Origin of the sequence: Agrococcus sediminis, assembly GCF_007923295.1 — a bacterium.
GTDB lineage: Bacteria > Actinomycetota > Actinomycetes > Actinomycetales > Microbacteriaceae > Agrococcus > Agrococcus sediminis.
Genome location: NZ_VOIR01000017.1, coordinates 36,813 through 59,492, shown reverse-complemented (window position 1 = coordinate 59,492; position 22,680 = coordinate 36,813). Strand labels below are relative to the sequence as shown.

Sequence of the window (22,680 nt, the reverse complement as noted above, 5' to 3'; positions counted from 1 at the left end):
GTGCTCTGGAAGCTCATCGTGCGCTACGTGCGCCCCTCGTGGCTCCCGCTCCTGCTCGTCGTGCTGTTCCAGTTCGCGCAGTCGGTGCTGTCGCTCATGCTGCCGACGATCAACGCCGACATCATCGACGAGGGCGTGCTGCAGGGCGACACCGACACGATATGGCGCCTCGGGGCGCTCATGCTCGGGCTGAGCCTCGGTCAGGTGGCCGCGAACATCCTCGCGATCCTCTTCGGCGCGCGGCTCGCGATGCGCGCGGGCCGCGACCTGCGCGCCGACGTCTTCGCCACGGTCGGCGACTTCAGCGAGCAGGACGTGCAGCGCTTCGGCGCTGCGAGCCTCATCACCCGCACGACGAACGACGTGCAGCAGGTGCAGATGCTCATCCTCATGTCGTGCACGATGCTGCTGTCGGCGCCGATGCTCGCCGTCGGCGGCATGATCATGGCGGTGCGGGCCGACGGCACGCTCTCGTGGCTCATCGCGGTCGCCGTGCCGCTCATGCTGCTCGTGCTCGGCTTCCTCGTCTGGAGGCTCGTGCCGATCTTCCGCCTGCTGCAGGAGCGCATCGACGGCATCAACAAGGTGCTGCGCGAGCAGCTCACCGGCATCCGCGTCATCCGCGCCTTCGTGCAGGAGCGGCGCGAGCGCGCCCGCTTCGCGGTGGCGAACGACGGCGTGACCGACGCGATGATCCGCACCGGCAACATCTTCGTGCTGATGTTCCCGATCATCATGCTCATCGTCGAGGTCTCGAGCGTCTCGGTGCTGTGGTTCGGCGCGCAGCTCGTCGACGCCGGCGAGCTCGAGATCGGCACGATGATGGCCTTCCTGCAGTACCTCATGCAGATCCTCATGGGCGTGCTCATGGCGACCTTCATGACGATCATGATCCCGAGGGCCGCGGTCTCGGCGAAGCGCATCGGCGAGGTGCTCGAGACGGTGCCCTCGATCGAGCGCGTCGCGGTCGGCGACCGCATGCCGACGCCCGGCACCGTCGAGCTGCGCGACGTGCGCTTCCAGTACCCGGGCGCCGAGACGCCGGTGCTCGAGGGCGTCTCGCTGCGCGCCGAGCCCGGCGAGACGGTCGCGATCATCGGCTCGACCGGCGCCGGCAAGACGACGCTCGTGAACCTCATCCCGCGCCTGTTCGACGCCACCGGCGGCAGCGTGCTCGTGGGCGGCGCCGACGTGCGCGACCTCGACGCCGAGACCCTCTGGCGGGGCATCGCCATCGTGCCGCAGCGGCCCTACCTCTTCGCCGGCACCGTCGCGTCGAACCTCCGCTACGGCAACGAGGGGGCCACCGACGAGCAGCTCTGGCGCGCGCTCGAGATCGCGCAGGCGGCCGGCTTCGTGCAGCAGATGCAGGGGCAGCTCGGCGCGCGCATCTCGCAGGGCGGCACCAACGTCTCGGGAGGGCAGCGCCAGCGGCTCTCGATCGCGAGGGCGCTCGTCGCCGAGCCCGACGTGCTCGTCTTCGACGACTCGTTCTCGGCGCTCGACCTCACGACGGATGCGCGCCTGCGGGCGGCGCTGCGGGAGGCGGTGGGCGCGACGACGCAGATCGTCGTCGCGCAGCGGGTGTCGACGATCGTCGACGCCGATCGCATCGTGGTGCTCGACGCCGGCCGGGTCGTCGGCACCGGCAGCCACGACGAGCTGCTCGCCGGCAGCGCCACCTACCGCGAGATCGTCGAGTCGCAGATGGCAGTGGAGGCCTGAGATGGCACGGAAGCAGGGCGCGGCCCCGGAGCCCGAGCTCACGGACGAGGAGCGGATCGAGGCCGAGCAGGCCGAGGCCGCCCGCATCGGCGCCGGCGGCTGGGAGCCGCCGCCCGGGAAGGCGAAGTCGTTCGGCGCCTCCGCGAAGCGCCTCCTGGGCCTCATGCGGCCCCACCGCTGGCTGCTCGCGCTCGTGTTCGCGCTCGGCGCGGTCGGCGTGGTGCTCGTCGTGCTCGGGCCCCGCATCCTGGGCGAGGCGACGAACGTCATCGTGCGCGGCCTCGTGCAGCGCGACCTGCCGCCCGGCACGACGCAGGAGCAGGTCGTCGGCGGGCTGCGCCAGGCGGGCGAGAACGAGCTGGCGAACATCCTCGAGCGCATGGAGGGGCTGCAGCCGGGGCAGGGCATCGACTTCGAGGCGCTCGGCGGCATCCTGCTGCTCGTGCTCGCCGTCTACGCGGTCGGCGCCCTCTTCCAGTGGCTGCAGGGCTACGTCGTGAACCGCGTCGTGCAGCGCACCGTGCAGCGGCTGCGGCGCGACGTGGAGGAGAAGATCCACCGCCTGCCGCTGTCGTACTACGACCGCACGCAGCGCGGCGAGCTGCTCTCGCGCGTCACGAACGACCTCGACAACGTGTCGCAGACGGTGTCGCAGACCATGTCGCAGATCGTCACCGGCCTCCTCACGGTCGTCGGCGTGCTGGTGATGATGCTGACGATCAACGGCTGGCTCGCGCTCATCGCGCTCATCGCCGTGCCGCTCACGGGCATCATCCTCGGGGCGGTGCTGGGCCCGGCGCAGGGGCTCTTCAAGGAGCAGTGGCGCCGGACCGGCCGGGTGAACGCGATCGTCGAGGAGGCCTACACGGGCCACGCGCTCGTGAAGGTCTTCGGACGCGAGGAGGCCGTGCGCGGCCGGTTCGCGGTCGAGAACGAGGGCGTCTTCCAGGCGGCCTTCAAGGCGCAGTTCCTCTCGGGCCTCGTCTTCCCGCTCATGACCTTCGTCGGCAACATCGGCTATGTGCTCGTCGCCGTCGCCGGCGGCCTCTTCGTCGCGGCGGGCCAGATCCTCGTCGGCGATGTGCAGGCGTTCATCCAGTACTCGCAGCAGTTCTCGCAGAACCTCGGCCAGATCGGGCAGACCGTGACGATGGTGCAGTCGGGCGTCGCGAGCGCCGAGCGCGTCTTCGAGCTGCTCGACGCCGACGAGGAGGAGTCGGATGCCGGCGGCTCGGCGGCCGCCGACGGCCGGGGGCGCGTGGTGTTCGACCACGTGCGCTTCGCGTACTCGCCCGACCGCCCGCTCATCGACGACCTCTCGCTCGTCGTCGAGCCGGGGCAGACGGTCGCGATCGTCGGCCCGACCGGCGCGGGCAAGACGACACTCGTCAACCTGCTCATGCGCTTCTACGAGATCGACGGCGGCCGCATCTCGCTCGACGGCGTCGACACGAGGACCATGACGAGGGATGCGCTGCGCGCGCAGACGGGCATGGTGCTGCAGGACGCGTGGCTCTTCGGCGGCACGATCCGCGAGAACATCGCGTACGGCCGGCCGGAGGCGACCGAGGACGAGATCCTCGAGGCCGCGCGCGCCACCTACGTCGACCGCTTCGTGCACGCGCTGCCGGACGGCTACGACACGGTCATCGACGAGGACGCGACCAACCTCTCGGCCGGCGAGAAGCAGCTGGTGACGATCGCCCGCGCCTTCCTCGCCCGCCCGAGCGTGCTCATCCTCGACGAGGCCACCTCGTCGGTCGACACCCGCACCGAGCTGCTGCTGCAGCACGCGATGGCGGCGCTCCGCACCGACCGCACGTCGTTCGTGATCGCCCACCGGCTCTCGACCATCCGCGACGCCGACCTCATCCTCGTGATGGAGCAGGGCGCGATCGTCGAGCACGGCGACCACGACGAGCTCGTCGAGCGGCAGGGGGCGTACTGGCGGCTGCTGCACGCGCAGTTCGAGCAGGCGGTCGACCCCGACGAGGCCGACGCGGTGCCCACGCAGCAGTCGACCTAGCCCGGCTGCGGGCCGGCGGTCAGGGACCGAGCACGCGGCAGCCCGCGAGGTCGTGGAGCGCGACCCCCGTGCACCGCGCATCCGCCGCGAGCGCCGCCGCGACCTCGGCGAGCTCGCGCTCGAGCACCGCGCGCCCGTCGTCGGCGAAGGTCTGCCGGGCGGTCGGCTCGGGCTCGGCGATCGGCCCGGTCTCGACGCCGATCCTGTACGAGCGGCCGAGACCGCCGAGCGCGCTGCGGGCCGCGGCGCTCGTCGAGAGGATGTCGGCGGCCCGGTCGCGGTAGGCCATGAGCGTCACCGCGTCGGCGCGCTGGGCGATGTCGGCGAACTGCCGCGGGTGCGCCTCGGCGAGCCAGGGCACGAGGTCGACGTCGACGGGCAGGCTCGTGCGGGCGGCGACGTCGCGCACCGTGCGCTCGAGGCCGCGCAGCAGCTCGGCCTCGCGGCCGCTCCAGTCGCGGCGGCCCCACGGCTCGATGTCGAGGTGCACGCCCTCGAAGAGGAACGCGGCGGTCGCGCGCTCCATCCACGCCACCGCGTCGCCGCCGGTCGTCCACGCGGGATCGCCGCCGAGGGCGCTGACCCTGACGCCCCGGCCGCGCAGCGCCGCGACGATCCGATGGGTGTCGGCGCTCGGGCCCGACCACGGCACGCTCACGAACGCCTCCTCCACGCGCTCGCGCTCGGCGATCGCCGCGACCTCCGCCGGATCGGGCGGCGCGTCCTCGCGCACCCACACCCACATGCCGCGGGCCACGGTCACGCCCCGTCGGCCGGCGTCGCCACGGCCGCCGTGAGCGCCGGCCACGCGACGCCGAGCTCGCGCGCGAGCCGGCGCACCGCGGGGATGCTCATCCCGATCACCGTCGACGGGTCGCCGTCGATGCGGTCGATGAAGGCGGCGCCGCGCCCGTCGATCGTGAACGCGCCCGCGACCTGGAGCGGCTCGCCGGTCGCGACGTACGCGTCGATCTCGGCGTCGTCGACATCGGGCGAGAAGTCGAGGTGCGTCGCGGTCGTGGTGCCCGCGGAGTCCTGGATCCGACCGTCGCGCACCCGCAGCATCCAGTGCCCCGAGTGCAGCGTCGCCGAGCGCCCGCGCTGCGCGACCCAGCGCTCCCGCGCGCGCTCGGGCGTATGCGGCTTGCCGAGCATCGCGCCGTCGAGCTCGAGCGACGAGTCGCCGCCGAGCACGAGGCCGTCGAAGCCCGTGAGCGGATCCTGGTCGAGCAGCGCCTCGGCCTTCGCGCGCGCCAGCAGCAGCACGTACGCGGCGGGGGAGAGCGGCCCGTGCTCGGCCTCGTGTGCCGCGACGAGCAGCTCCTCGTCGAGGTCGGTCGGCCGAACGAGCGGCTCGATGCCGGCCTGGCGCAGCAGCGCGAGCCGGGCGGGCGAGGCGGAGGCGAGGATCAGCTGCACGGCTCGATCCTCGCACCACGGGCGGGGCCGGATGCGCTGGCGCGCCCCGGGCGGGACGCCTAGCGTGAGCAGCATGGACGCCCCGACCGCCGCCCGCCCCACGAAGCTCGCCGTGATCGGCGCCGGCTCGGTCGGCGTCGCCATCGCCTACGCAGCCCTCATCCGCGGCTCGGCCGACGCCGTGGCGCTGTACGACCTCGACCGCGCGAAGGCCGAGGCCGAGGTGCTCGACCTCGCGCACGGCCTGCCGTTCCTCGCCGGCAAGCGCGTGGAGGGCGGCGACGACCTGCGCACGATCGCCGGCAGCGACGTCGTCGTGGTGACCGCGGGCGCGAAGCAGCGCCCGGGGGAGCCGCGGCTCGCCCTCGCAGGCAGGAACGCCGAGATCCTGCGCCGGCTGATGCCCGGCATCCGCGAGCACGCGCCCGAGGCGATCGTGGTGCTCGTCACCAACCCGTGCGACGTGCTCACGGTGGTCGCGCAGCGCGAGGGCGGGCTCGACCCCGCGCGCGTGCTCTCCTCCGGCACCGTGCTCGACTCGTCGCGGCTGCGCTGGCGGCTGTCGGAGCTCGTGCGGGTGCACCCGCGCAGCGTGCACGCGCTCATGATCGGCGAGCACGGCGACAGCGAGTTCCCGCTGTGGTCGCGCACGACGATCGGCCCCGTGCTCGTGCGCGAGTGGCGCGAGGACGGCGAGCTGCGCTTCGACGACGCTGCCCTCGACCGCATCGCCGACGACGTCGTGCACGCCGCGTACCGGATCATCGAGGGCAAGGGCGCGACGTCGAGCGCGATCGGCGTCTCGACCGCGCGCATCGTCGAGGCGATCCTCGGCGACGAGCACGCGGTGCTGCCGGTCTCGAGCGTGCTCGACGGCCAGCACGGCATCGCCGGGATCGCGCTGTCGCTGCCGACCGTCGTCGGCCGCGCGGGCATCGAGCGGGTGCTCGAGGTGCCGATGGAGGACGGCGAGCTCGCGGCGCTGCACCGCAGCGCCGACGCGATCGCGGCGTCGCTCGCCGGCATCGCCTGAGCCTCCCCGGCGCGGATGGGAGGATGGGCGCATGCCCGCATCCGAGATCCGTCCTGGCCAGATCGTCGAGCTGACGATCGACAACGTCGCCCACGGCGGCCGCTTCGTCGGCCGGCACGAGGGGCGCGTGGTGTTCGTACCCGACACCATGCCGGGCGAGACCGTGCGCGCGCAGGTCGTCGACGTGAAGAAGTCGTTCGCGACCGCCGTGGCGCTCGAGGTCGTGAGCGCCGGCGCCGACCGCGTGCCGCACGTCTGGCCCGAGGCCGCCATCGACCGGCCGCCGCTCGAGCGCGCCGGCGGCGCCGAGTTCGGCCACATCGCGCTGCCCCGCCAGCGCGAGCTCAAGCAGCGCGTCATCGAGGACGCGCTCCAGCGCACCGGCGGCATGCAGCGCACCGTGCCCGTGCAGGCGGCGCCCGGCGACGACGAGCGCGGCGGGCTCGGCTGGCGCACCCGCGTGCGCCTGCACGTCGACGACCGCGGCCGCCAGGGCCCGTTCGCGCCCCGCAGCCACGAGGTCGTGCCCGTCACCAGCCTGCCGCTCGCGACCGAGGGCATCCGCCTCTCGGCCCAGCTCGACCAGCGCGTGCCGGGCGCCACCGCCGTCGACTACGTCGAGACGAGCGACGGCGAGGTCGACGTGATCGCGATGGAGGGCGAGCCCGGGCGCGGCCGCACCGACACGATCGTCGAGACCGTCGGCGGGCGCGCGTTCCAGCTCGACCGCGCCGGCTTCTGGCAGGTGCACCGGCAGGCGCCCGCGGTGCTGACCGATGCGGTGCGCCGCGCCATCGACGTCGACGCGATCGACCCGGCCGGCTGGAGCCTCGACCTGTACGGCGGCGTCGGCCTGTTCGCCGCCACGATCGCGGAGGCGCTCGGCGAGCGCACCCGCCTGACGAGCGTCGAGGCCGACGAGGTCGCGACCGACCACGCGAGCGAGAACCTCGCCGAGTGGATCGGCGCGAGCGCCGAGACCGGCCGCGTCGACCGATGGCTGCGCGAGCTCGCGTCGCGCGCGAGCGGCCAGGAGCGCGAGCGGCTCTCGCGCGGGCTCGTGGTGCTCGACCCGCCGCGCGCCGGCGCCGGCCGCGACGTGATCGAGCTGCTCGCGGGCCTCGAGCCCGCCCAGATCGTCTACGTCGCGTGCGACCCGGTCGCCCTCGCCCGCGACGCGAAGCTGCTGGCCGAGGCCGGCTGGCAGGTCGACGCGCTCGAGGCCTTCGACCTCTTCCCGATGACGCACCACGTCGAGGCGGTGGCGTCCTTCCGCCGCTGACCGCCCCGGCGGCCCGCCCGCGGGCCCGCTGCACAACGCAAGCTCCCGAGCGCGAACCAGCCCCGGATCCCGGCGATGCGGCGATCCGCCCGCGGAAGCAGCCGCGCGGGCTTGCGTTGTGCGCGGGCTATCCGCCGCCGAGGGGCGGCTGCCGACGCGCGCGGGCGCGCTCAGGCCGACTTCGTCACGCCGCCGGCGGCGCGCGCCACGAGGTGCGCGACGCCGGGGATGGCGGTCGCGAGCCACATCGCGCGCTGCGCCTCGAGCTCGAGGCGGGTGTGCGGGGCGAAGGCGCTCGCGGTGCGGCGGCCGCGCGCCTGCTCGCGCTCGACGACCGGGCGCCAGTCGCGCTCGTAGGCGGCGAGGCCCGCCACCACGTCGCTCGGGTGCGCCGCGAACGCGAGCTCGTCCGCGAGCCGCTCGGCCCCGGCCATCGCGAGCGAGGCGCCCTGCCCGGCCAGCAGCGACACCGCCCCGCACGCGTCGCCGAGCAGCGCGATGCGGCCGCGCACCCACTGCGGCACGACGGTCTGCGCGACGTCGTCGACGTAGGGCTCGCGGATGCTGCGCACCGCGCGGCGGCCGAGCACGCCCATCCGCGCGATCGCGCCGCGACCGCCGGCGCGCCCCACGCCGCGCAGCACCGCGAAGCCGGTCACCCCCGTCTCGCCGAGCGGCGCCACCACGAGCTGCCGGTCGAGCTCGACCTGCATCGCGACGCGCCCGCCGAGGTCGGCCGAGAGCTCCGCGTCGTCGCCGATCCAGGCCACCGCGAGCAGGTCGGCGACCGGCCGCAGGAAGTCGTCGTGCGGTCCCCACGCGAGCTGCCGCACGCGCGAGCGCACCCCGTCGGCGCCGACGAGCAGGTCGGCCTCGAGCCGCTCGCCGTCCGACAGCAGCGCCGTGACGCGGGCGCCGTCGTCGTGCACGGTCTCGACCTGGACGCCCCAGCGCATCCGCACGCCCTCGGGCAGCGCCGCGAGGAGGGCGTCGACGATCTGCGGCCGCAGGATCGTGAGGTACCGGCCCGCGACCGCGCGCTCGACGAGCGCGATCGGCAGGCGGGCGCGCACGCGCCCGGCCGCGTCGACCGAGCGCAGCTCGCCGTACGACTCGGCGCGCTCGCGCAGCGCCGGCAGCAGCCCCAGCCGCTCGGCGGCGTCGTAGCCGGGCCCGAAGAAGTCGATCAGGTAGCCGGATGCGCGCGGGGCAGGCGCGCGCTCGACCACGTCGACGCTCCAGCCGTCGAGCGCGAGCCGGCCGGCGAGCGTCAGCCCGGCGACGCCGGCTCCCGAGACGATCGCGTGCATGTCGCGACGGTACCCCAGGCGGCCGCGACGACGGGCTCGTAGCATGGTGCGGGTCGCGGCGCGCGGCCGTCGGCACGACCGCAGGGAGCATGGCAGCCACGCAGACGCCCCGCAGGCTCGACATCCAGGGGCTGCGGGCGGTGGCCTCGCTCCTCGTCGCGAGCCACCACATCTGGTTCGGCACCGTCTCCGGCGGCGTCGACGTGCTGTTCGCGGTCGGCGGCTACCTCCTGGCGCTGAGCCTCATCGGCGAGATCGAGCGCACCGGCGCCGTCGACGTGCCGCGAACGCTGTGGCGCATCGCCCAGCGCCTGTTCCCCATGGCGGCGCTCGTGCTCGTCGTCGCGGGCGCGGTCGCGCTCGTCGCCTCCGGCCCGCTCGCGTTCGGCCGGGTGCTGAGCGATGTGTTCGCGTCGGCGACGTACTGGGAGAACTGGCGGCTCGCGGCCGACGGCACCGACTACGTCGCGGCGGGGCACGACAAGTCGCCCTTCCAGCACTTCTGGGCGATGGGCGTGCAGGGGCAGTTCACGGCGCTCGCGGTGCTCGCCGCGGCGGGCTTCGCGCTTGTCGGCGGGCGGCGGATGCGCGACGCGCGACTCGGGTTCGGCCTGCTGCTCGCGGCCGTCGCCGCCGCCTCGTTCGGCTACGCGCTGCTGCGGCTCTCGATCGACCCGGTGGGCGCGTACTACGACACGTTCGCCCGCAGCTGGGAGCTCGCGCTCGGGGGCGCCGCGGCCCTGCTGCTCACCCGCATCCCGCTGCCTGGCCGGCTGCGCGCCGCGCTCGCGGCGGTCGGCATCGCGCTCGTGCTCACGGCGGGCCGGCTGCCGGTGGAGTGGCTGCAGCCGGGCTGGGTGACGCTGTGGCCGGTGGCCGGCGCGCTGCTCGTGCTCGTCGCGGGCGCCGGCGCCGGCGCCGGCGCGCAGGCGGCGCGCGGCCCGGTCACGCGCGTGCTGCAGGCGCGCCCGCTCGTCTGGCTCGGCGGGCTCTCCTACGGCCTCTACCTCTGGCACTGGCCGGTGCTGCTGGGCCTCATCGCGCTCGTCGCACCGGAGGGCGGCGGCGTCGGGCCGCTCGGCGGGATGCTCGTCCTCGTCGTGTCGGTGCTGCTCGCGTGGGGCTCCGAGCGCGCGATCGCGTGGCTGCACGCGCCCCGCGGCGCACGCCGCCGGCTGCCCGTCCTGGCGCTCGCGATGCCCGTCGTCGCAGCCGTCACCGCCGTCGCGCTCGCGGCGGCACCCGCGGTGCAGCGCGACGCCATCGAGCGCGCGGCCCCCACGGCGCCCGCCGAGCTCGGCGGTGCCGCGCTCGCGGCACGGGTCGCGGCTGCCGCCGCCTCGCCGTCGGTGCCGGATGCCGAGGCCGTCGTGGGCGCGGACGGCCGCGTGGCCGAGTGGCTGGTCGACGACTGCCTGACGGTCGACCTCGCCGCGCCGGAGCGCTGCCGCTTCGACGACGCGCCCGGCGACGACGAGGTGTGGATCGTCGGCGACTCGCAGGCGGTGACCTGGGCGACGGCGGTGCGCGGCGCGCTCGACGGCCGCGCCGACGTGCAGCTGCTCGGCCGCTCGATGTGCCCGTTCTCGACCGGGCCGGTCGTCGAGGCGCAGGTGCGCGGGCTCCTCGCCCAGTGCGACGCGCACGCGCAGGGAGTCCTCGCGCTGGCGGCCGAGCGCCGTCCCGCCGCGGTCGTGATCTCGTACGGCGCGTGGTGGGTCGGGGAGGGCTACGAGCGCCGGGTCGCCGACACCGGCGAGCAGCTCGCCGCCGGCACGCTCGCCTACGCCGAGCGGCTGCACGCGCTCGGCATCCCCACGCTCTACCTCGATGGTCCGCCGCCCGTGCCGGAGCCGGCGGCGTGCCTCCAGGCGCACGCCGACGGCGGCGCCCTCGACGCGTGCGCGTCGCCGCTGCAGCCGGAGCAGCGGCAGCGGCACGAGGCGCTCGAGGCGGCGCTCGCCGCGGGCGGGGTGTCGGTGGCGGGCACCCTCGAGTGGTTCTGCGCGGTCGAGGCGGCGACGTGCCCGCTCGTCGTCGACGGCGTGCCCACCTGGACCGACGCCACGCACATGGGCGCCGCGGCGTCGTCGCTGCGGCAGGACGCGGTCGCCGAGGCGCTGCTGCCGCTGCTCGGCCGCTAGCGCAGCAGGTCGAGCAGGGCGCGCTCGCGCGAGCCCGTGAGGCCGATCGTCGCGCCCGCCTCGAAGCGGGCGAAGACCTCCGGGTCGATGTAGCTCGACTTCGCTACGGCCGGGGTGTTGCCGAGCGCCTCGGAGACCTCGACGATCGCGGCCCGCACCGCACGCGCCCGCGCGGCCTTCGTGCCGGTGTCGCGGGCGCGCGCGAGCGCGACGGCCGCGACGATCGTGCCGTGCAGCGTGCGGAAGTCCTTCGCGGTGAACTCGCCGCCGGTCGCCTCGCGCACCGCGGCGTTGAGGTCGGCGTCGCGCAGGGCGTGGGCGCCCTCGTCGTCGCGCCAGGCGAGCAGCCGCGACGTGCGCGAGCGCCCCGCCTGCAGGTCCTCGACGCAGCGCGCGAGCGGTGCGTCCTCGACCGTCGTGTCGAAGCGCTGGCCCGACTTCGCCGGGAAGCGCAGCCGCACCGCGTCGCCGTCCACGCTCGCGTGCCGAACGAGCAGCGTCATGAGCCCGCGCGTGCCCCGCTCCTCGGCGTAGGCGTCGCCGCCGGCGCGGATCGCGACCATGTCGAGCATGCGCAGCGCCGCGGCGAGCACCCGCTCGCGCGGCAGCCCCTCGAGCGACAGGTCGCGCGTGACGCGGCGGCGCATCGCCGGCAGCGTCTCGGCGAGGTCGAGCGCCCGCTCGTGCTTCACGCGGTCGCGCCGCGCCCGCCACTCCGGGTGGTAGCGGTACTGCGTGCGGCCCGCGTCGTCGACGCCGATCGCCTGGATGTGCGCGAGCGGGTCGGCCGCGATCCAGACGTCCTTCCAGGCCGGCGGCACGGCGAGCGACTCGGCCCGATCCCGGTCGGCGGCCGAGACGGCGCGGCCGCTGTCGTGCCGGTACGCCCAGCCGCGACCCGACCGGCGCCGCCGGATCCCCGCATCCGCCCCGGGTCTCGCCCGTCGAAGCCTCACCATGGGCAGATGCTATGCCGCCGGTCTCAGTCGCGGCGCCAGCGGCGTCCAGACTCCGATCGCTGCTTCGCCTGCCACTCGCTCTCGGTGTCGAGCACGCGGCGGTGCTTCGTCTCGGCCCACTCCTCGGCCATGCCCGTGAGCACCGCCTCGACGGCGGCCTGCTCCTCGGGGGTGGGCGAGCCGCCCACGACGGCCATGATCGGCTCGTCGGCGTCGGCGTCGCCGTGCCGGCCGCTCACAGCGGGATGTTCCCGTGCTTCTTCTCGGGCCGGTGCACGCGCTTCGTGCGCAGCGCCCGGAACGCGCGGGTGATCATCACGCGCGTCTCGGCCGGCTCGATGATGCCGTCGAGCTCGCCGCGCTCGGCGGCGAGGAAGGGGGATGCGACGTTGTACGTGTACTCGTTCGCGAGCCGGGTGCGCACCTCGTGCACGTCGTGCCCGTCGGCCTCCGCCTGCTTGATCTCGTTGCGGTAGAGGATGTTGACGGCGCCCTGCCCGCCCATGACCGCGATCTCGGCCGACGGCCAGGCGATGTTGATGTCGGCGCCCAGCTGCTTCGAGCCCATCACGATGTACGCGCCGCCGTAGGCCTTGCGGGTGATGACGGTGACCATCGGCACGGTCGCCTCGGCGTAGGCGTAGAGCAGCTTCGCCCCGCGGCGGATGACGCCCGACCACTCCTGGTCGGTGCCGGGCAGGTAGCCGGGCACGTCGACGACGGTGAGGATCGGGATCGAGAACGCGTCGCAGAAGCGCACGAACCGCGCGGCCTTCTCGCCCGCCTCGATGTTGAGCGTGCCCGCCATCTGCTTCGGCTGGTTCGCGATGACGCCGATCGTGCGGCCCTCGAGCCGGCCGAAGCCGATGACGATGTTGGGCGCGTAGAGCGGCTGCACCTCGAGGAACTCGCGGTCGTCCATGAGCGTCTCGATGATGGTCAGCACGTCGTACGGCTGGTTCGGCGAGTCGGGGATGACCGTGTTCAGCCGGCGGTCGGCGTCGTTCACGACGCGCTCGGCGGTGTGGTCGTAGACCGGCACCTCCGACTGGTTGTTGTCGGGCAGGTAGGCGAGCAGCGCGCGCACGTAGTCGAGCGCGTCGTCCTCGTCGGCGGCCAGGTAGTGGCTCACGCCCGAGACGGTGTTGTGGGTGCGGCCGCCGCCGAGATCCTCGAAGCCGACCTCCTCGCCCGTGACGGTCTTGATCACGTCGGGGCCGGTGACGAACATGTGGCTCGTCTTGTCGACCATGACGACGAAGTCGGTGAGCGCGGGGGAGTAGACGGCACCGCCGGCCGCCGGGCCCATCACGATCGAGATCTGCGGGATGACGCCGGAGGCGGCGGTGTTGCGCTTGAAGATCTCGCCGTACTTGCCGAGCGCGACCACGCCCTCCTGGATGCGCGCGCCGCCCGAGTCGAGCATGCCGACGATGGGCACGCCCACCTTCATCGCGTAGTCCTGGATCTTGATGATCTTCTCGCCGGCGACCTCGCCGAGCGAGCCGCCGAAGGTGGTGAAGTCCTGCGCGTAGACCGCGACGCGGCGCCCGTGCACGGTGCCGATGCCCGTGACGACGGCGTCGCCGTAGGGGCGGTTGCCGTCCATGCCGAACGCGGTCGTGCGGTGGCGCACGTACGCGTCGAACTCGACGAACGAGCCCTTGTCGACGAACTGCTCGACGCGCTCGCGCGCGGTCTTCTTGCCCTTCGCGCCCTGGCGCTCGCGAGCCCGCGACTCCTTGTCGGTCACCGCCTCGCGGTGGCGCTCGCGCAGGTCGTCGATGCGCGCGGCGGTCGTGGAACGGGGTGCGGCTGCCCCAGCCACGTCGGGCACGGTCTCGTCGATCACGGATGCCACTCTAGAGGGCACCCCATGCGGCGCCTTTGTGGGGTCCCACAGCGTCTCGGCCGGATCCGGTGGCGATCCCCTCCATCCGCCCGCCCGCGGCCCGCGCCGCGCGCCTAGGCTGGAGGCATGCTCTTCCCAGGCGCGTCCCGCGCCGGCACCGTCGTCGAGCTCGGCACGGTCGGCTCCACCTTCGACGCCGTCGACGACCGCGCGGCGCACCTCACCGCCTGGGCGACGCTCGACCAGCGCGCCGGCCGCGGCCGGCTGGGCCGCGAGTGGGTCGCGCCGGCCGGCAAGTGCCTCGCCGCGACGGTGCTCGTGCGCACGAAGGGACTCGGCGAGGATGCGGTGGCCTGGCTGCCGCTCGCGGCCGGGCTCGCGCTCGCCGAGGCGCTCGACCCGCTCGTGGCCGACCGCGCCTCGATCAAGTGGCCGAACGACGTGCTCGTCGACGACCGGAAGGTCGCGGGCATCCTCTGCGAGCGCCGCTCGACCGGCGTCGCGGTGGGCTTCGGCGTGAACCTCACCCTCACCGCCGACGAGCTGCCGACCGACCGCGCGACGTCGCTCACGCTCGAGGGCGCCGAGGGCACGGCCCCCGTGCTCGCCGACGCCATCCTCTGGCACGTGATGCGGTCGCTCGACGCGCTGCTGCCGGCGCTCGGGAGCGACGCGCTGCGCACGGCGGTCGCCGCCGGCCTGTCGACGATCGGCCGGCACGTGCGGGTGTCGCTGCCCGACGGGGAGCTGACCGGCACCGCCGTCGGCCTCGGGCCCGGCGGCGAGCTGCAGGTCGAGACCGACGACGGAATCGTCGACGTGCGGGCCGGTGACGTCGTGCACGTGCGCTGATGCGAGAGAATCGTCGGGTGCCAGCCGGCGAGGAGCGAGTCATCGCGCGCATGCGACCGCATGGGCGGGTGCTCGTCGTGCCCGTGCTCGTGCTCTGGGCGTGCGCGGGGCTCGTGGCGCTGCTGCTCGACCGGGTCGACTGGCCGCTCTGGAACGTCGCGGTGCTCACGGTCGCCGGCATCGTGGTCGCGGTGCTCACCGTCGTGCCCACGCTCGCCTGGCTCTCGCGCGGCTTCACCTTCACGACCGAGCGGGTGATCATCCGCACCGGCTTCGGCGGCACGCGGCGCGAGACGATGCTCTCGCGCGTCCATGACGTCACCGTGCGGCGCCGCGGCCTGCAGGCCCTGTTCGGCGCCGGCGACGTGCTGCTGTCGACCGGCGGCGACCGCGCCGTGATCCTCTCCGACGTGCCGAGCGCCTCCCTCGTGCAGCGCATGCTGTCCGAGCTGCTCGGCGCCCGCGGCGTCGTCGCCCCCGACGTCGTCGACGTCGCCTGACCCATCCGCGCCTCCGGCGCCCACCCCTCGAGGAGCTCCCATGAAGATCGCCGTCATCGGCTGCGGCTACCTGGGCGCGGTGCACGCCGCGGCCATGGCCTCGCTCGGCTACGAGACGATCGGCGTCGACGTCGACGAGGCGAAGATCGAGCGCCTGCGCCGGGGCGAGCCGCCCTTCTTCGAGCCGGGGCTGCCCGAGCTGCTGCGCGCGGGCGTCGACGCGGGCACGCTGCGCTTCACGACGGATGTCGCCGAGGCGGCCGGGAGCGACGTCGTCTTCGTCGCGGTCGGCACGCCGCAGCGCGCGGGCTCCGACGCCGCCGACCTCACCTACGTCGACGCGGCGGTCGAGTCGCTGCTGCCGCACCTCGCCGCGGGCACGCTCGTGGCCGGCAAGTCGACGGTGCCCGTCGGCACTGCGCAGCGGCTCGCCGACCTGATCGCACCCACGGGCGCGACGCTCGCCTGGAACCCGGAGTTCCTGCGCGAGGGCTTCGCGGTCGAGGACACCCTCGCCCCCGACCGGCTCGTCTACGGCGTCGCCGACGGCGACGACGCCGCGGTCGCCGCGCTCGACGCCGTCTACGCCCGCATCCTCGAGCGCGGCACCGACCGGCTGGTCGTGAACTACGCCACGGCAGAGCTCGTGAAGGTGAGCGCGAACGCGTTCCTCGCCACGAAGATCTCGTTCATCAACGCGATGGCCGAGCTGTCGGAGTCGGTGGGCGCCGACGTCACGCAGCTCGCCGACGCGATCGGCCTCGACGCCCGCATCGGCCGACGCTTCCTCAACGCCGGCCTGGGCTTCGGCGGCGGCTGCCTGCCGAAGGACATCCGCGCCTTCCAGGCGCGCGCCGACGAGCTCGGCCACGGCGAGACGCTCGGCTTCCTGCGCGAGGTCGACCGCATCAACCTGCGCCGCCGCGACCGCATGGTCGCGCTCATCGAGCGCGAGCTCGAGCGGGTCGGCGGCGACCGCGTCGCGATGCTGGGCCTCGCGTTCAAGCCCAACAGCGACGACGTGCGCGACTCGCCCGCGCTCGACGTCTCGCGCCGCCTGCAGGAGGGCGGCCGCGTGGTGAGGGCCTACGACCCCGAGGCGCGCGAGACGGCGCTGCGGGTCGTGCCCGGGCTCGAGATCGTCACGTCGGTGGCGGACGCGGTGTGCGGCGCCGACGTGCTGGCGCTCGGCACCGAGTGGCAGGAGTTCCGCGACCTCGACCCGGCCGCGCTCGCCGGCATCACCGACGCGCGCGTCGTCGTCGACGGCCGCAACGCGCTCGACGCGGCGGCGTGGTCGGCCGCGGGCTTCCGGGTGATCGGCCTCGGCCGGCCCGAGGTGGCGGCAGCATGATCGTCGGCGTGGTGGGCGGCGGCCAGCTGGCCCGGATGATGATCCCCGCGGCGGTCGAGCTCGGCATCGAGCTGCGCGTGCTCGCCGAGGGCGAGGGCATGTCGGCGGCGCTCGCGGCGACCGCCGTGGGCGACTACCGCGACGCCGACACCGTGCTCGCCTTCGCCGAGGGCGTCGACGTCGTCACCTTCGACCACGAGCACGTGCCGCAGGCGGTGCTGCAGCGGCTCGTCGACGCCGGCCACGCCGTGCACCCCGGGCCGCACGCGCTGCGCTTCGCGCAGGACAAGCGCGAGATGCGCGCGCGCATGGCCGAGATCGGCGCGCCGCAGCCCGACTGGGCGCCGGTGGATGCGCCGGGGGACCTCGAGCGGTTCCTGGCCGACCACGGCGGCGTCGGCGTCGTGAAGACCGCGACCGGCGGCTACGACGGCAAGGGCGTGCGGGTCGTGCGCGATGCTGCCGAGGCCGCCGACTGGCTCGAGGGCGCCGCGGCCGGGGGCCCGCGCCTGCTCGTCGAGGAGCTCGTGCCGTTCACGCGCGAGCTCGCGCAGCTCGTCGCGCGCCGGCCCTCGGGCGAGACCGTCGTCTGGCCGCTCGTGCAGACCGTGCAGCGCGACTCGATCTGCGCCGAGGTGCTCGCGCCCGCCCCGCACGCCGCGAACATCCAGCCCCTCGTCGACGACGTGGCCCGCTCCATCGCCGAGCAGCTCGACGTGACCGGCGTGCTCGCGGTCGAGCTGTTCGAGACCGCCGACGGCCGCGTGCTCGTCAACGAGCTCGCGATGCGCCCCCACAACTCCGGCCACTGGACGATCGACGGCTCGATCACGAGCCAGTTCGAGCAGCACCTGCGCGCCGTGCTCGACCTGCCGCTCGGCTCGACCGCGATCCTCGCGCCCGCGAGCGTGATGGTGAACGTCATCGGCGGGCCCGCGTCGGGCTCGATGGCCGACCGCTACGCGGCCGCCCTCCGGTCGCACCCCGACGTGAAGGTGCACTCCTACGCGAAGTCGGCGCGCCCGGGCCGCAAGGTCGGGCACGTCACCGCGATCGGCGACGAGATCGACGAGGTCGCCTACCGGGCGCGCGCCGCGGCCGCGCACTTCGATGCCTGAGGGTCACGGCCAGGCCGCGACCCCGCGTACCCTGGACGGCATGCCTGCGCAGGTCAGCATCATCATGGGCTCCGACTCCGACTGGCGGGTCATGGAGGCGGCGAAGGCCGTGCTCGACGAGCTCGGCGTAGCCGCCGAGGTCGACGTCGTCTCGGCGCACCGCACCCCGCAGAAGATGGTCGACTTCGCGCGCGGAGCCGCCGATCGCGGCGTGCGCGTGATCATCGCGGGCGCCGGCGGCGCGGCCCACCTGCCGGGCATGGTCGCGTCGATGACGCGGCTGCCGGTGATCGGCGTGCCGGTACCGCTCGAGCGACTCGACGGGCTCGACAGCCTGCTCTCGATCGTGCAGATGCCCGCGGGCATCCCGGTCGCGACCGTCTCGATCGGCGGGGCCCGCAACGCCGGCATCCTCGCCGCGCGCATCCTCGGCACGACCGACGCCGACCTCGCGGCGCGCCTCGACGCCTTCGCCGCCGACCTCGAGTCGCAGGTCGACGCGAAGGCCCGGGCGCTGCGCGACCGCGTGGACGCGGGCGCATGACGCTGCTGGAGACCGGCACCCCGCTCCGCCACCCCGACAGCCGCCGTCCCGACGTGATGCAGCGGCGCGGCTGGTGGCTCGTGCTGCTCGGGCTCCTGCTGCCCGGCAGCGCCCAGGCGCTCGCGGGCGACCGCAGGCTCGGCCGCGTCGGCATCGTCGCGACCCTCGGGCTGCTCGCGCTCGCGGCCGTCGCGCTCCTGCTGTGGTTCGCGTGGCGCAGCGCGCTGCTGACGGTCGTCGGCAACTCGATCGGCCTGCTCGTGGTCGAGGTGCTGCTCATCGCCTACGCCGTGCTGTGGCTCGTGCTCGGGCTCGACACGCTGCGGCTCGCGCGGCTGCCGAAGGTGGCCGGGCGCGCCCGCGCGGGGATCGCGATCGTCTCGATCCTCGCCACCGTCGCGCCCGCGGCGCTCGCCGGCTACGGGGCGACGATCGTCGACGCGACGCGCGGCCTCGTCGGCGACGTCTTCGACTTCGCGCGGCCCGCGGTCGAGCCGATCGACGGCCGCTACACGTTCCTGCTGCTGGGCGGCGACGCGGGCGAGGACCGCCAGGGCCTGCGCGCCGACTCGATGACCGTCGTCACCGTCAACGCCGAGACCGGCGCGGCGACGATGATCGGCGTGCCGCGCAACCTGCGGAACGCGCCGTTCTCGCCAGGGTCGCCGATGTGGGGGCCGTGGCCGGACGGCTTCGACTGCGAGACGAGCGACTGCCTGCTGAACGGCACCTACACGTACGGCGAGGCCAACCCCGAGCTCTACCCCGACGCCGCGGCAAACGGCTCGAGCCCGGGCATCGAGGCGACCCGCGACGCGGTCGAGGGCGTGACGGGGCTGGAGCTGCAGTTCTTCGTGCTCGTCGACATGCACGGCTTCGAGGACCTCGTCAACGCCCTCGGCGGCCTCGAGATCGAGGTGACCGAGCGGGTGCCGATCGCGATCGAGGGCGAGGTCGTGCGCGACTGGATCGAGCCCGGCCTGCAGCGCCTCGACGGCCACGACGCGCTCTGGTACGCGCGCAGCCGCGCCGGCACGAGCGACTACGCGCGCATGGAGCGGCAGCGGCAGGTGCAGGAGGCGCTCATCCGGCAGTTCACGCCGCAGACGCTGCTCACGAAGTACACCGAGCTCGCGAACGCCGGCCAGGACATGGTGCAGTCCGACATCCCGCAGTCGATGATCGGCTCGCTGTCGGAGCTCGCGCTCGAGACCCGGCAGCTGCCGATCACGAACCTCGAGCTCGTGCCCGACTCGGGCGTCAACACCGGCGACCCCGACTTCGAGCAGATCCACGCGATGGTGGCCGCGGCACTCGCCGAGGCCGACGCGATCGCGCCGCCGACCGAGTCGCCCGCGCCGTAGCGCGGCAGCGGCCCGGGGCACCCAGGCGCCGCTACAGCTCGGCGTGCAGCCGCCACACCTGCAGCGCGGCGGCCTCCCACGTGAACGCGCGGGCGCGGTCCTGCGCGTGCAGCCGCAGGCGCGTGCGCTCCTCCTCGTCGGCGAGCAGGCCCGCGAGCGCGGCGGCGAGCTCGTGCGGGCCGCCCTCGACCGGCACGCTCGAGTCGCCCGCGATCTCGGTGAGCGTGCGGGTCGCCGGATGCACGGTCGGGGTGCCGAGCGCCGCCGCCTCGAGCAGCGTGAGGCCGAGGGCGTCCTGCTCCGCGACGTGCAGGTGCGCGAGCGCGCGCTGGTAGGCGGTCGCGAGCTCGGCGTCGGTCAGCTCGCCCAGCATGACGAGCCGGCCGGGCGCGATGCCCGCCTCGACCGCGAGCGCCGCGAGCGTGGTCTCGCCCCACTGCACCGGCCCGGCCACGACGACCCGCGCATCCGGCATCGCGTCGCTCGCGACGGTCTCGATGAGCCGCTCGGCCTGGCCGCGCGCGCCCGGCGCCGTGATCGCGAGCACGTACTCCGACGGCAGGGCGAGCCGCGACGCCGCCGCGGCGCCGGAGTTCGCCGCGCGCAGGAGCGCGGCCGCGGGCGCAGGGTGCACGACGCGCACGCGGTCGCCCACGTCGGCCAGGAGCGAGAGGTCCTCGGCCACGGCGGTCGAGGGCACCACGATGCCGCCGGCGCGGTGCAGCGCGCGCTTGAGGGCGCGGTCGAACCAGCGTTGCTTGCGCTCCGAGCGGTCCGACATCGACTGCAGGCCGTGCACCGTCACCGTCACCTGGTCGCCCGGCTCGCGCTCGCGCGTGAGCGGCGCCATGAGGCTCGTCGCGTGCACGAGGCCGTGCACGGGGATCGTGGTGATCGTGTGGAGCCACGCCTCGCGCAGCTCGCGGGCGGGCACGGCCGTCTGGCGCAGCTCGGCGAGCCCCGGCAGTGCCTCGCGGATGCGGGCTTCGCGCGCGTCGCTCACGCGCGCCGACAGCGCGCCGACCTCGAGCCCCTCGGGGGCGGTCGCGACGAGCGCGCGGGCCATCTCGGCCGAGTAGCGGCCGACCGACGTGGTCGAGCGCTCGCCGACCTCGTCGAGCACGACCGTCAGGCGGTCGCGCTCGTGCGCCTCGGGCTCCCGCACGTCGCTCACAGGGCCACCCGCTCCTTGAGCGGCTGCCACCACGAGCGGTGCTCGCGGTACCACTGCACGACGTCGGCGAGCCCCTGCTCGAACGGCACCTGCGGGGCGAAGCCGAGCTCGTCGCGCGCCTTCGCGCTCGCGAGCGACGCGCGGCGGTCGTGGCCCCGCTCGTCGGCGGTCGGCTCGACCATCGACCAGTCGCTGCCGGTCGCCTCGACGACCAGCTCGGCGAGCCTGCGGTTCGACACCTCGGCCCCGCCGCCGAGGTGGTAGGTCTCGCCGGGCCTGCCGGCGGTGAGCACGAGCGCGATGCCGCGGCAGTGGTCGTCGACGTGCAGCCAGTCGCGCACGTGCCCGCCGTCGCCGGCGAGCGGCGCGGGGATGCCGTCGAGGAGGTTCGTGATGAGCATCGGGATGAGCTTCTCGGGGAAGTGGTGCGGGCCGAAGCTGCTCGAGAGCCGCGCGATGCGCACATCGAGCCCGTGGGTGCGGTGGTAGCTGCGCACGAGCAGCTCGCCGCCCGCCTTCGACGCGGCGTAGGGCGTGCTCGGGTCGACCGGGGCGTCCTCGCTCCAGGAGCCCTCCTCGATCGAGCCCAGCACCTCGTCGGTCGAGACGTGCACGATGCGGCGCACGCCGTGCCGGAGCGCGGCGTCGAGCAGCCGCTGCGTGCCGACGACGTTCGTCTCGACGAAGACGGACGAGTCGCGCGCCGCGCGGTCGAGGTGGCTCTCGCCGGCGACGTGCACGATCGCGTCGACGCCCGGCAGCAGGCGGTCGAGCAGGCCCGTGTCCCGGATGTCGCCCTGCACGAAGGCGAAGCGCGGGTGCTCGGCCACGGCGGCGAGGTTCGAGAGGGTGCCCGAGTACGTCAGCGCGTCGAGGACGGTGACGGCAGCGCCCTCGAGGCCTGGGAGGCGGTCGGTCAGGGCCATCCGCACGAGGTTCGAGCCGATGAACCCGGCGCCGCCGGTCACGAGGATCTTCACGACGTGGCTGGCCTTCCGGTCGGGGTCGGTGGGTCGAGTCTAGCCGCGGCGGCACCGGGCTCCCGCCCGCGTAGCCTGGGCGCATGACCAGCCCTCGCAGCAGCGCGGCGCGCGAGCGCCTCCGGCACGTCGTCCGCTCGGGTCGGGAGCGGGGCGGGGACGCCGCGCGGCGCGCGCTCGGCCTGCAGTCGGGCCGCGGGTTCTACGACGACAGCCCCTCGGCGGCCACGCTCGCCCGCCTGGCGCGCCTGCGCATCCGCAACCTCGCCTCCCGGGCGCCGGTCGTGGGCGACGCACCTGCGGTCGTGGTGATGACGACGACCGCGGCGCGCATCCGCTCCGTCTGGGCGGCGATCGAGTCGATCGGCGAGGGCGCCGAGCGGCCGAAGCGGCTCATCCTGTGGCTCGACGACCCCTCGCTCGCCGAGCTGCCCACGTCGCTCGGCCGTCTGGAGCGGCGGGGCCTCGAGGTGCGCCGGGTCGACCCGGGGCTGCGGGTGCACACGAAGTGGTGGCCGTACGTGAGCGGCCCCCCGGCGCACGAGCTGCCGATGGTGACGAGCGACGACGACCAGCTCTATCCGCGCGACTGGCTGCGCCGGCTGCTCGAGGTGGCGCGCGCCCACCCGGGCGCGGTCGTCGCGCACCGCGCCCACCGCGTGGCGCTCGGCGTCGAGGGCCTCGCGCCCTACACGTCGTGGACGCCCGCGCGCAGCACGGCGCCGAGCTTCGGCAGCTTCGGCACCTCGGTGTCGGGCCAGCTGTTCCCGGCTCCGCTGCTCGAGGAGCTGCGCGCGGCGGGCACCCGGTTCCTCGAGGCGGCGCCGGAGGCCGACGACGTGTGGCTGTACGCGCAGGCGGTGCGGGCCGGCCGCCGGATCGTGCAGACGAGCGCGGAGCCGGCGAACTACCCGTTCGTGCCCGGCTCGCAGGTGAGCGGCCTCTACCTGCAGAACGTGCTGCACGCGGGCAACGACCGGCAGCTCGCGGCCTCGCTCGGCCCGGCCGAGCTCGAGCGCATCGCCGGCGACCTCAGGGGCTGAC

General features: G+C 74.8%; 20 protein-coding genes. 12 read left to right on the top strand and 8 right to left on the bottom strand.

Features of this window, described 5'->3' with window-relative positions; all coding sequences use genetic code 11:
* Positions 1–1,725 carry an ABC transporter ATP-binding protein gene (locus FQ330_RS11910; protein WP_146357843.1) on the top strand — a complete coding sequence of 575 codons (1,725 nt, stop codon included), beginning with the start codon at positions 1–3 and terminating at the stop codon, positions 1,723–1,725.
* A gap of 1 nt (position 1,726) precedes the next feature.
* Complete coding sequence (locus FQ330_RS11905) at positions 1,727–3,751, top strand: ABC transporter ATP-binding protein (RefSeq protein ID WP_146357841.1); 2,025 nt, start codon at positions 1,727–1,729, stop codon at positions 3,749–3,751.
* 19 nt (positions 3,752–3,770) lie between these two features.
* Here the strand turns inward: FQ330_RS11905 and FQ330_RS11900 are convergent, their stop codons facing one another.
* A complete protein-coding gene (locus tag FQ330_RS11900; RefSeq protein ID WP_146357839.1) occupies positions 3,771–4,514 on the bottom strand; it encodes a hypothetical protein in 744 nt (247 codons plus the stop codon).
* Positions 4,511–5,170 (bottom strand): Maf family protein, encoded by a 660-nt coding sequence (locus FQ330_RS11895; protein ID WP_225792846.1) that lies wholly within the window; start codon positions 5,168–5,170, stop codon positions 4,511–4,513. Before FQ330_RS11895 ends, FQ330_RS11900 begins: the two co-directional genes overlap by 4 nt.
* Positions 5,171–5,243: 73 nt before the next feature.
* On the opposite strand from FQ330_RS11895, the gene FQ330_RS11890 reads away from it, so the two are divergent.
* Both FQ330_RS11890 and FQ330_RS11885 read left to right on the top strand, forming a co-directional pair.
* Complete coding sequence (locus FQ330_RS11890; protein WP_146357835.1) at positions 5,244–6,203, top strand: L-lactate dehydrogenase; 960 nt, start codon at positions 5,244–5,246, stop codon at positions 6,201–6,203.
* Between the two features lie 31 nt (positions 6,204–6,234).
* Positions 6,235–7,485: a class I SAM-dependent RNA methyltransferase gene (locus FQ330_RS11885; protein WP_146357833.1), complete on the top strand. Its 1,251-nt coding sequence runs from the start codon at positions 6,235–6,237 to the stop codon at positions 7,483–7,485.
* Positions 7,486–7,655: 170 nt separating this feature from the next.
* On the opposite strand, the gene FQ330_RS11880 is transcribed toward FQ330_RS11885, so the two are convergent.
* Positions 7,656–8,795: an FAD-dependent monooxygenase gene (locus FQ330_RS11880; RefSeq protein WP_192575942.1), complete on the bottom strand. Its 1,140-nt coding sequence runs from the start codon at positions 8,793–8,795 to the stop codon at positions 7,656–7,658.
* 89 nt (positions 8,796–8,884) lie between these two features.
* Between FQ330_RS11880 and FQ330_RS11875 the strand changes: the two genes are divergently transcribed.
* A complete protein-coding gene (locus FQ330_RS11875; protein WP_192575941.1) occupies positions 8,885–10,939 on the top strand; it encodes an acyltransferase family protein in 2,055 nt (684 codons plus the stop codon).
* Here FQ330_RS11875 and FQ330_RS11870 read toward each other — a convergent pair.
* The 3 genes from FQ330_RS11870 to FQ330_RS11860 are packed head-to-tail and all read right to left on the bottom strand — an operon-like array spanning position 10,936 to position 13,750.
* The gene (locus FQ330_RS11870) at positions 10,936–11,898 is read right to left on the bottom strand and encodes a DNA topoisomerase IB (RefSeq protein WP_146357827.1); all 963 of its coding nucleotides are present in this window, start codon (positions 11,896–11,898) and stop codon (positions 10,936–10,938) included. The two genes, FQ330_RS11875 and FQ330_RS11870, sit on opposite strands and share 4 nt — an antisense overlap.
* A 23-nt stretch (positions 11,899–11,921) precedes the next feature.
* Positions 11,922–12,137, bottom strand: coding sequence for an acyl-CoA carboxylase subunit epsilon (locus FQ330_RS11865; RefSeq protein ID WP_128189124.1), 216 nt, complete (start codon positions 12,135–12,137; stop codon positions 11,922–11,924).
* A complete protein-coding gene (locus FQ330_RS11860) occupies positions 12,134–13,750 on the bottom strand; it encodes an acyl-CoA carboxylase subunit beta (protein WP_225792845.1) in 1,617 nt (538 codons plus the stop codon). The genes FQ330_RS11865 and FQ330_RS11860 overlap by 4 nt, the downstream gene beginning before the upstream one ends.
* A 126-nt stretch (positions 13,751–13,876) precedes the next feature.
* Here FQ330_RS11860 and FQ330_RS11855 point away from each other — a divergent pair, with 126 nt between their 5' ends.
* Genes FQ330_RS11855 through FQ330_RS11830 form a run of 6 tightly spaced genes read left to right on the top strand, consistent with a single transcriptional unit; the run spans position 13,877 to position 19,482 of the window.
* Complete coding sequence (locus FQ330_RS11855) at positions 13,877–14,602, top strand: biotin--[acetyl-CoA-carboxylase] ligase (RefSeq protein ID WP_146357825.1); 726 nt, start codon at positions 13,877–13,879, stop codon at positions 14,600–14,602.
* Between the two features lie 17 nt (positions 14,603–14,619).
* Positions 14,620–15,102, top strand: a complete 483-nt coding sequence (locus FQ330_RS11850) for a PH domain-containing protein (protein ID WP_164877084.1) — start codon at positions 14,620–14,622, stop codon at positions 15,100–15,102.
* 40 nt (positions 15,103–15,142) lie between these two features.
* Positions 15,143–16,456 carry a UDP-glucose dehydrogenase family protein gene (locus FQ330_RS11845; RefSeq protein WP_146357823.1) on the top strand — a complete coding sequence of 438 codons (1,314 nt, stop codon included), beginning with the start codon at positions 15,143–15,145 and terminating at the stop codon, positions 16,454–16,456.
* Positions 16,453–17,574, top strand: a complete 1,122-nt coding sequence (locus tag FQ330_RS11840) for a 5-(carboxyamino)imidazole ribonucleotide synthase (RefSeq protein ID WP_146357821.1) — start codon at positions 16,453–16,455, stop codon at positions 17,572–17,574. The genes FQ330_RS11845 and FQ330_RS11840 overlap by 4 nt, the downstream gene beginning before the upstream one ends.
* A gap of 40 nt (positions 17,575–17,614) precedes the next feature.
* Complete coding sequence (gene purE / locus FQ330_RS11835) at positions 17,615–18,118, top strand: 5-(carboxyamino)imidazole ribonucleotide mutase (protein ID WP_128189119.1); 504 nt, start codon at positions 17,615–17,617, stop codon at positions 18,116–18,118.
* Positions 18,115–19,482: an LCP family protein gene (locus FQ330_RS11830; protein ID WP_225792844.1), complete on the top strand. Its 1,368-nt coding sequence runs from the start codon at positions 18,115–18,117 to the stop codon at positions 19,480–19,482. The genes purE and FQ330_RS11830 overlap by 4 nt, the downstream gene beginning before the upstream one ends.
* 31 nt (positions 19,483–19,513) lie before the next feature.
* Here the strand turns inward: FQ330_RS11830 and FQ330_RS11825 are convergent, their stop codons facing one another.
* Both FQ330_RS11825 and FQ330_RS11820 read right to left on the bottom strand, forming a co-directional pair.
* The gene (locus tag FQ330_RS11825; RefSeq protein WP_146357819.1) at positions 19,514–20,656 is read right to left on the bottom strand and encodes a glycosyltransferase family protein; all 1,143 of its coding nucleotides are present in this window, start codon (positions 20,654–20,656) and stop codon (positions 19,514–19,516) included.
* A complete protein-coding gene (locus FQ330_RS11820) occupies positions 20,653–21,636 on the bottom strand; it encodes a dTDP-glucose 4,6-dehydratase (protein WP_146357817.1) in 984 nt (327 codons plus the stop codon). Before FQ330_RS11820 ends, FQ330_RS11825 begins: the two co-directional genes overlap by 4 nt.
* Before the next feature lie 83 nt (positions 21,637–21,719).
* On the opposite strand from FQ330_RS11820, the gene FQ330_RS11815 reads away from it, so the two are divergent.
* Positions 21,720–22,679 carry a glycosyltransferase gene (locus FQ330_RS11815; protein ID WP_146357815.1) on the top strand — a complete coding sequence of 320 codons (960 nt, stop codon included), beginning with the start codon at positions 21,720–21,722 and terminating at the stop codon, positions 22,677–22,679.
* The last annotated feature ends 1 nt before the right edge of the window (position 22,680 follow it).

Coding starts and splice junctions, on each gene's coding strand:
- FQ330_RS11870 (WP_146357827.1), bottom strand. CDS start 11,898: ATGGTGAGGCTTCGACGGGCGAGACCCGGGGCGGATGCGGGGATCCGG.
- FQ330_RS11875 (WP_192575941.1), top strand. CDS start 8,885: ATGGCAGCCACGCAGACGCCCCGCAGGCTCGACATCCAGGGGCTGCGG.
- FQ330_RS11840 (WP_146357821.1), top strand. CDS start 16,453: ATGATCGTCGGCGTGGTGGGCGGCGGCCAGCTGGCCCGGATGATGATC.
- FQ330_RS11905 (WP_146357841.1), top strand. CDS start 1,727: ATGGCACGGAAGCAGGGCGCGGCCCCGGAGCCCGAGCTCACGGACGAG.
- FQ330_RS11880 (WP_192575942.1), bottom strand. CDS start 8,795: ATGCACGCGATCGTCTCGGGAGCCGGCGTCGCCGGGCTGACGCTCGCC.
- FQ330_RS11885 (WP_146357833.1), top strand. CDS start 6,235: ATGCCCGCATCCGAGATCCGTCCTGGCCAGATCGTCGAGCTGACGATC.
- FQ330_RS11830 (WP_225792844.1), top strand. CDS start 18,115: ATGACGCTGCTGGAGACCGGCACCCCGCTCCGCCACCCCGACAGCCGC.
- FQ330_RS11815 (WP_146357815.1), top strand. CDS start 21,720: ATGACCAGCCCTCGCAGCAGCGCGGCGCGCGAGCGCCTCCGGCACGTC.
- FQ330_RS11890 (WP_146357835.1), top strand. CDS start 5,244: ATGGACGCCCCGACCGCCGCCCGCCCCACGAAGCTCGCCGTGATCGGC.
- FQ330_RS11845 (WP_146357823.1), top strand. CDS start 15,143: ATGAAGATCGCCGTCATCGGCTGCGGCTACCTGGGCGCGGTGCACGCC.
- FQ330_RS11855 (WP_146357825.1), top strand. CDS start 13,877: ATGCTCTTCCCAGGCGCGTCCCGCGCCGGCACCGTCGTCGAGCTCGGC.
- purE (WP_128189119.1), top strand. CDS start 17,615: ATGCCTGCGCAGGTCAGCATCATCATGGGCTCCGACTCCGACTGGCGG.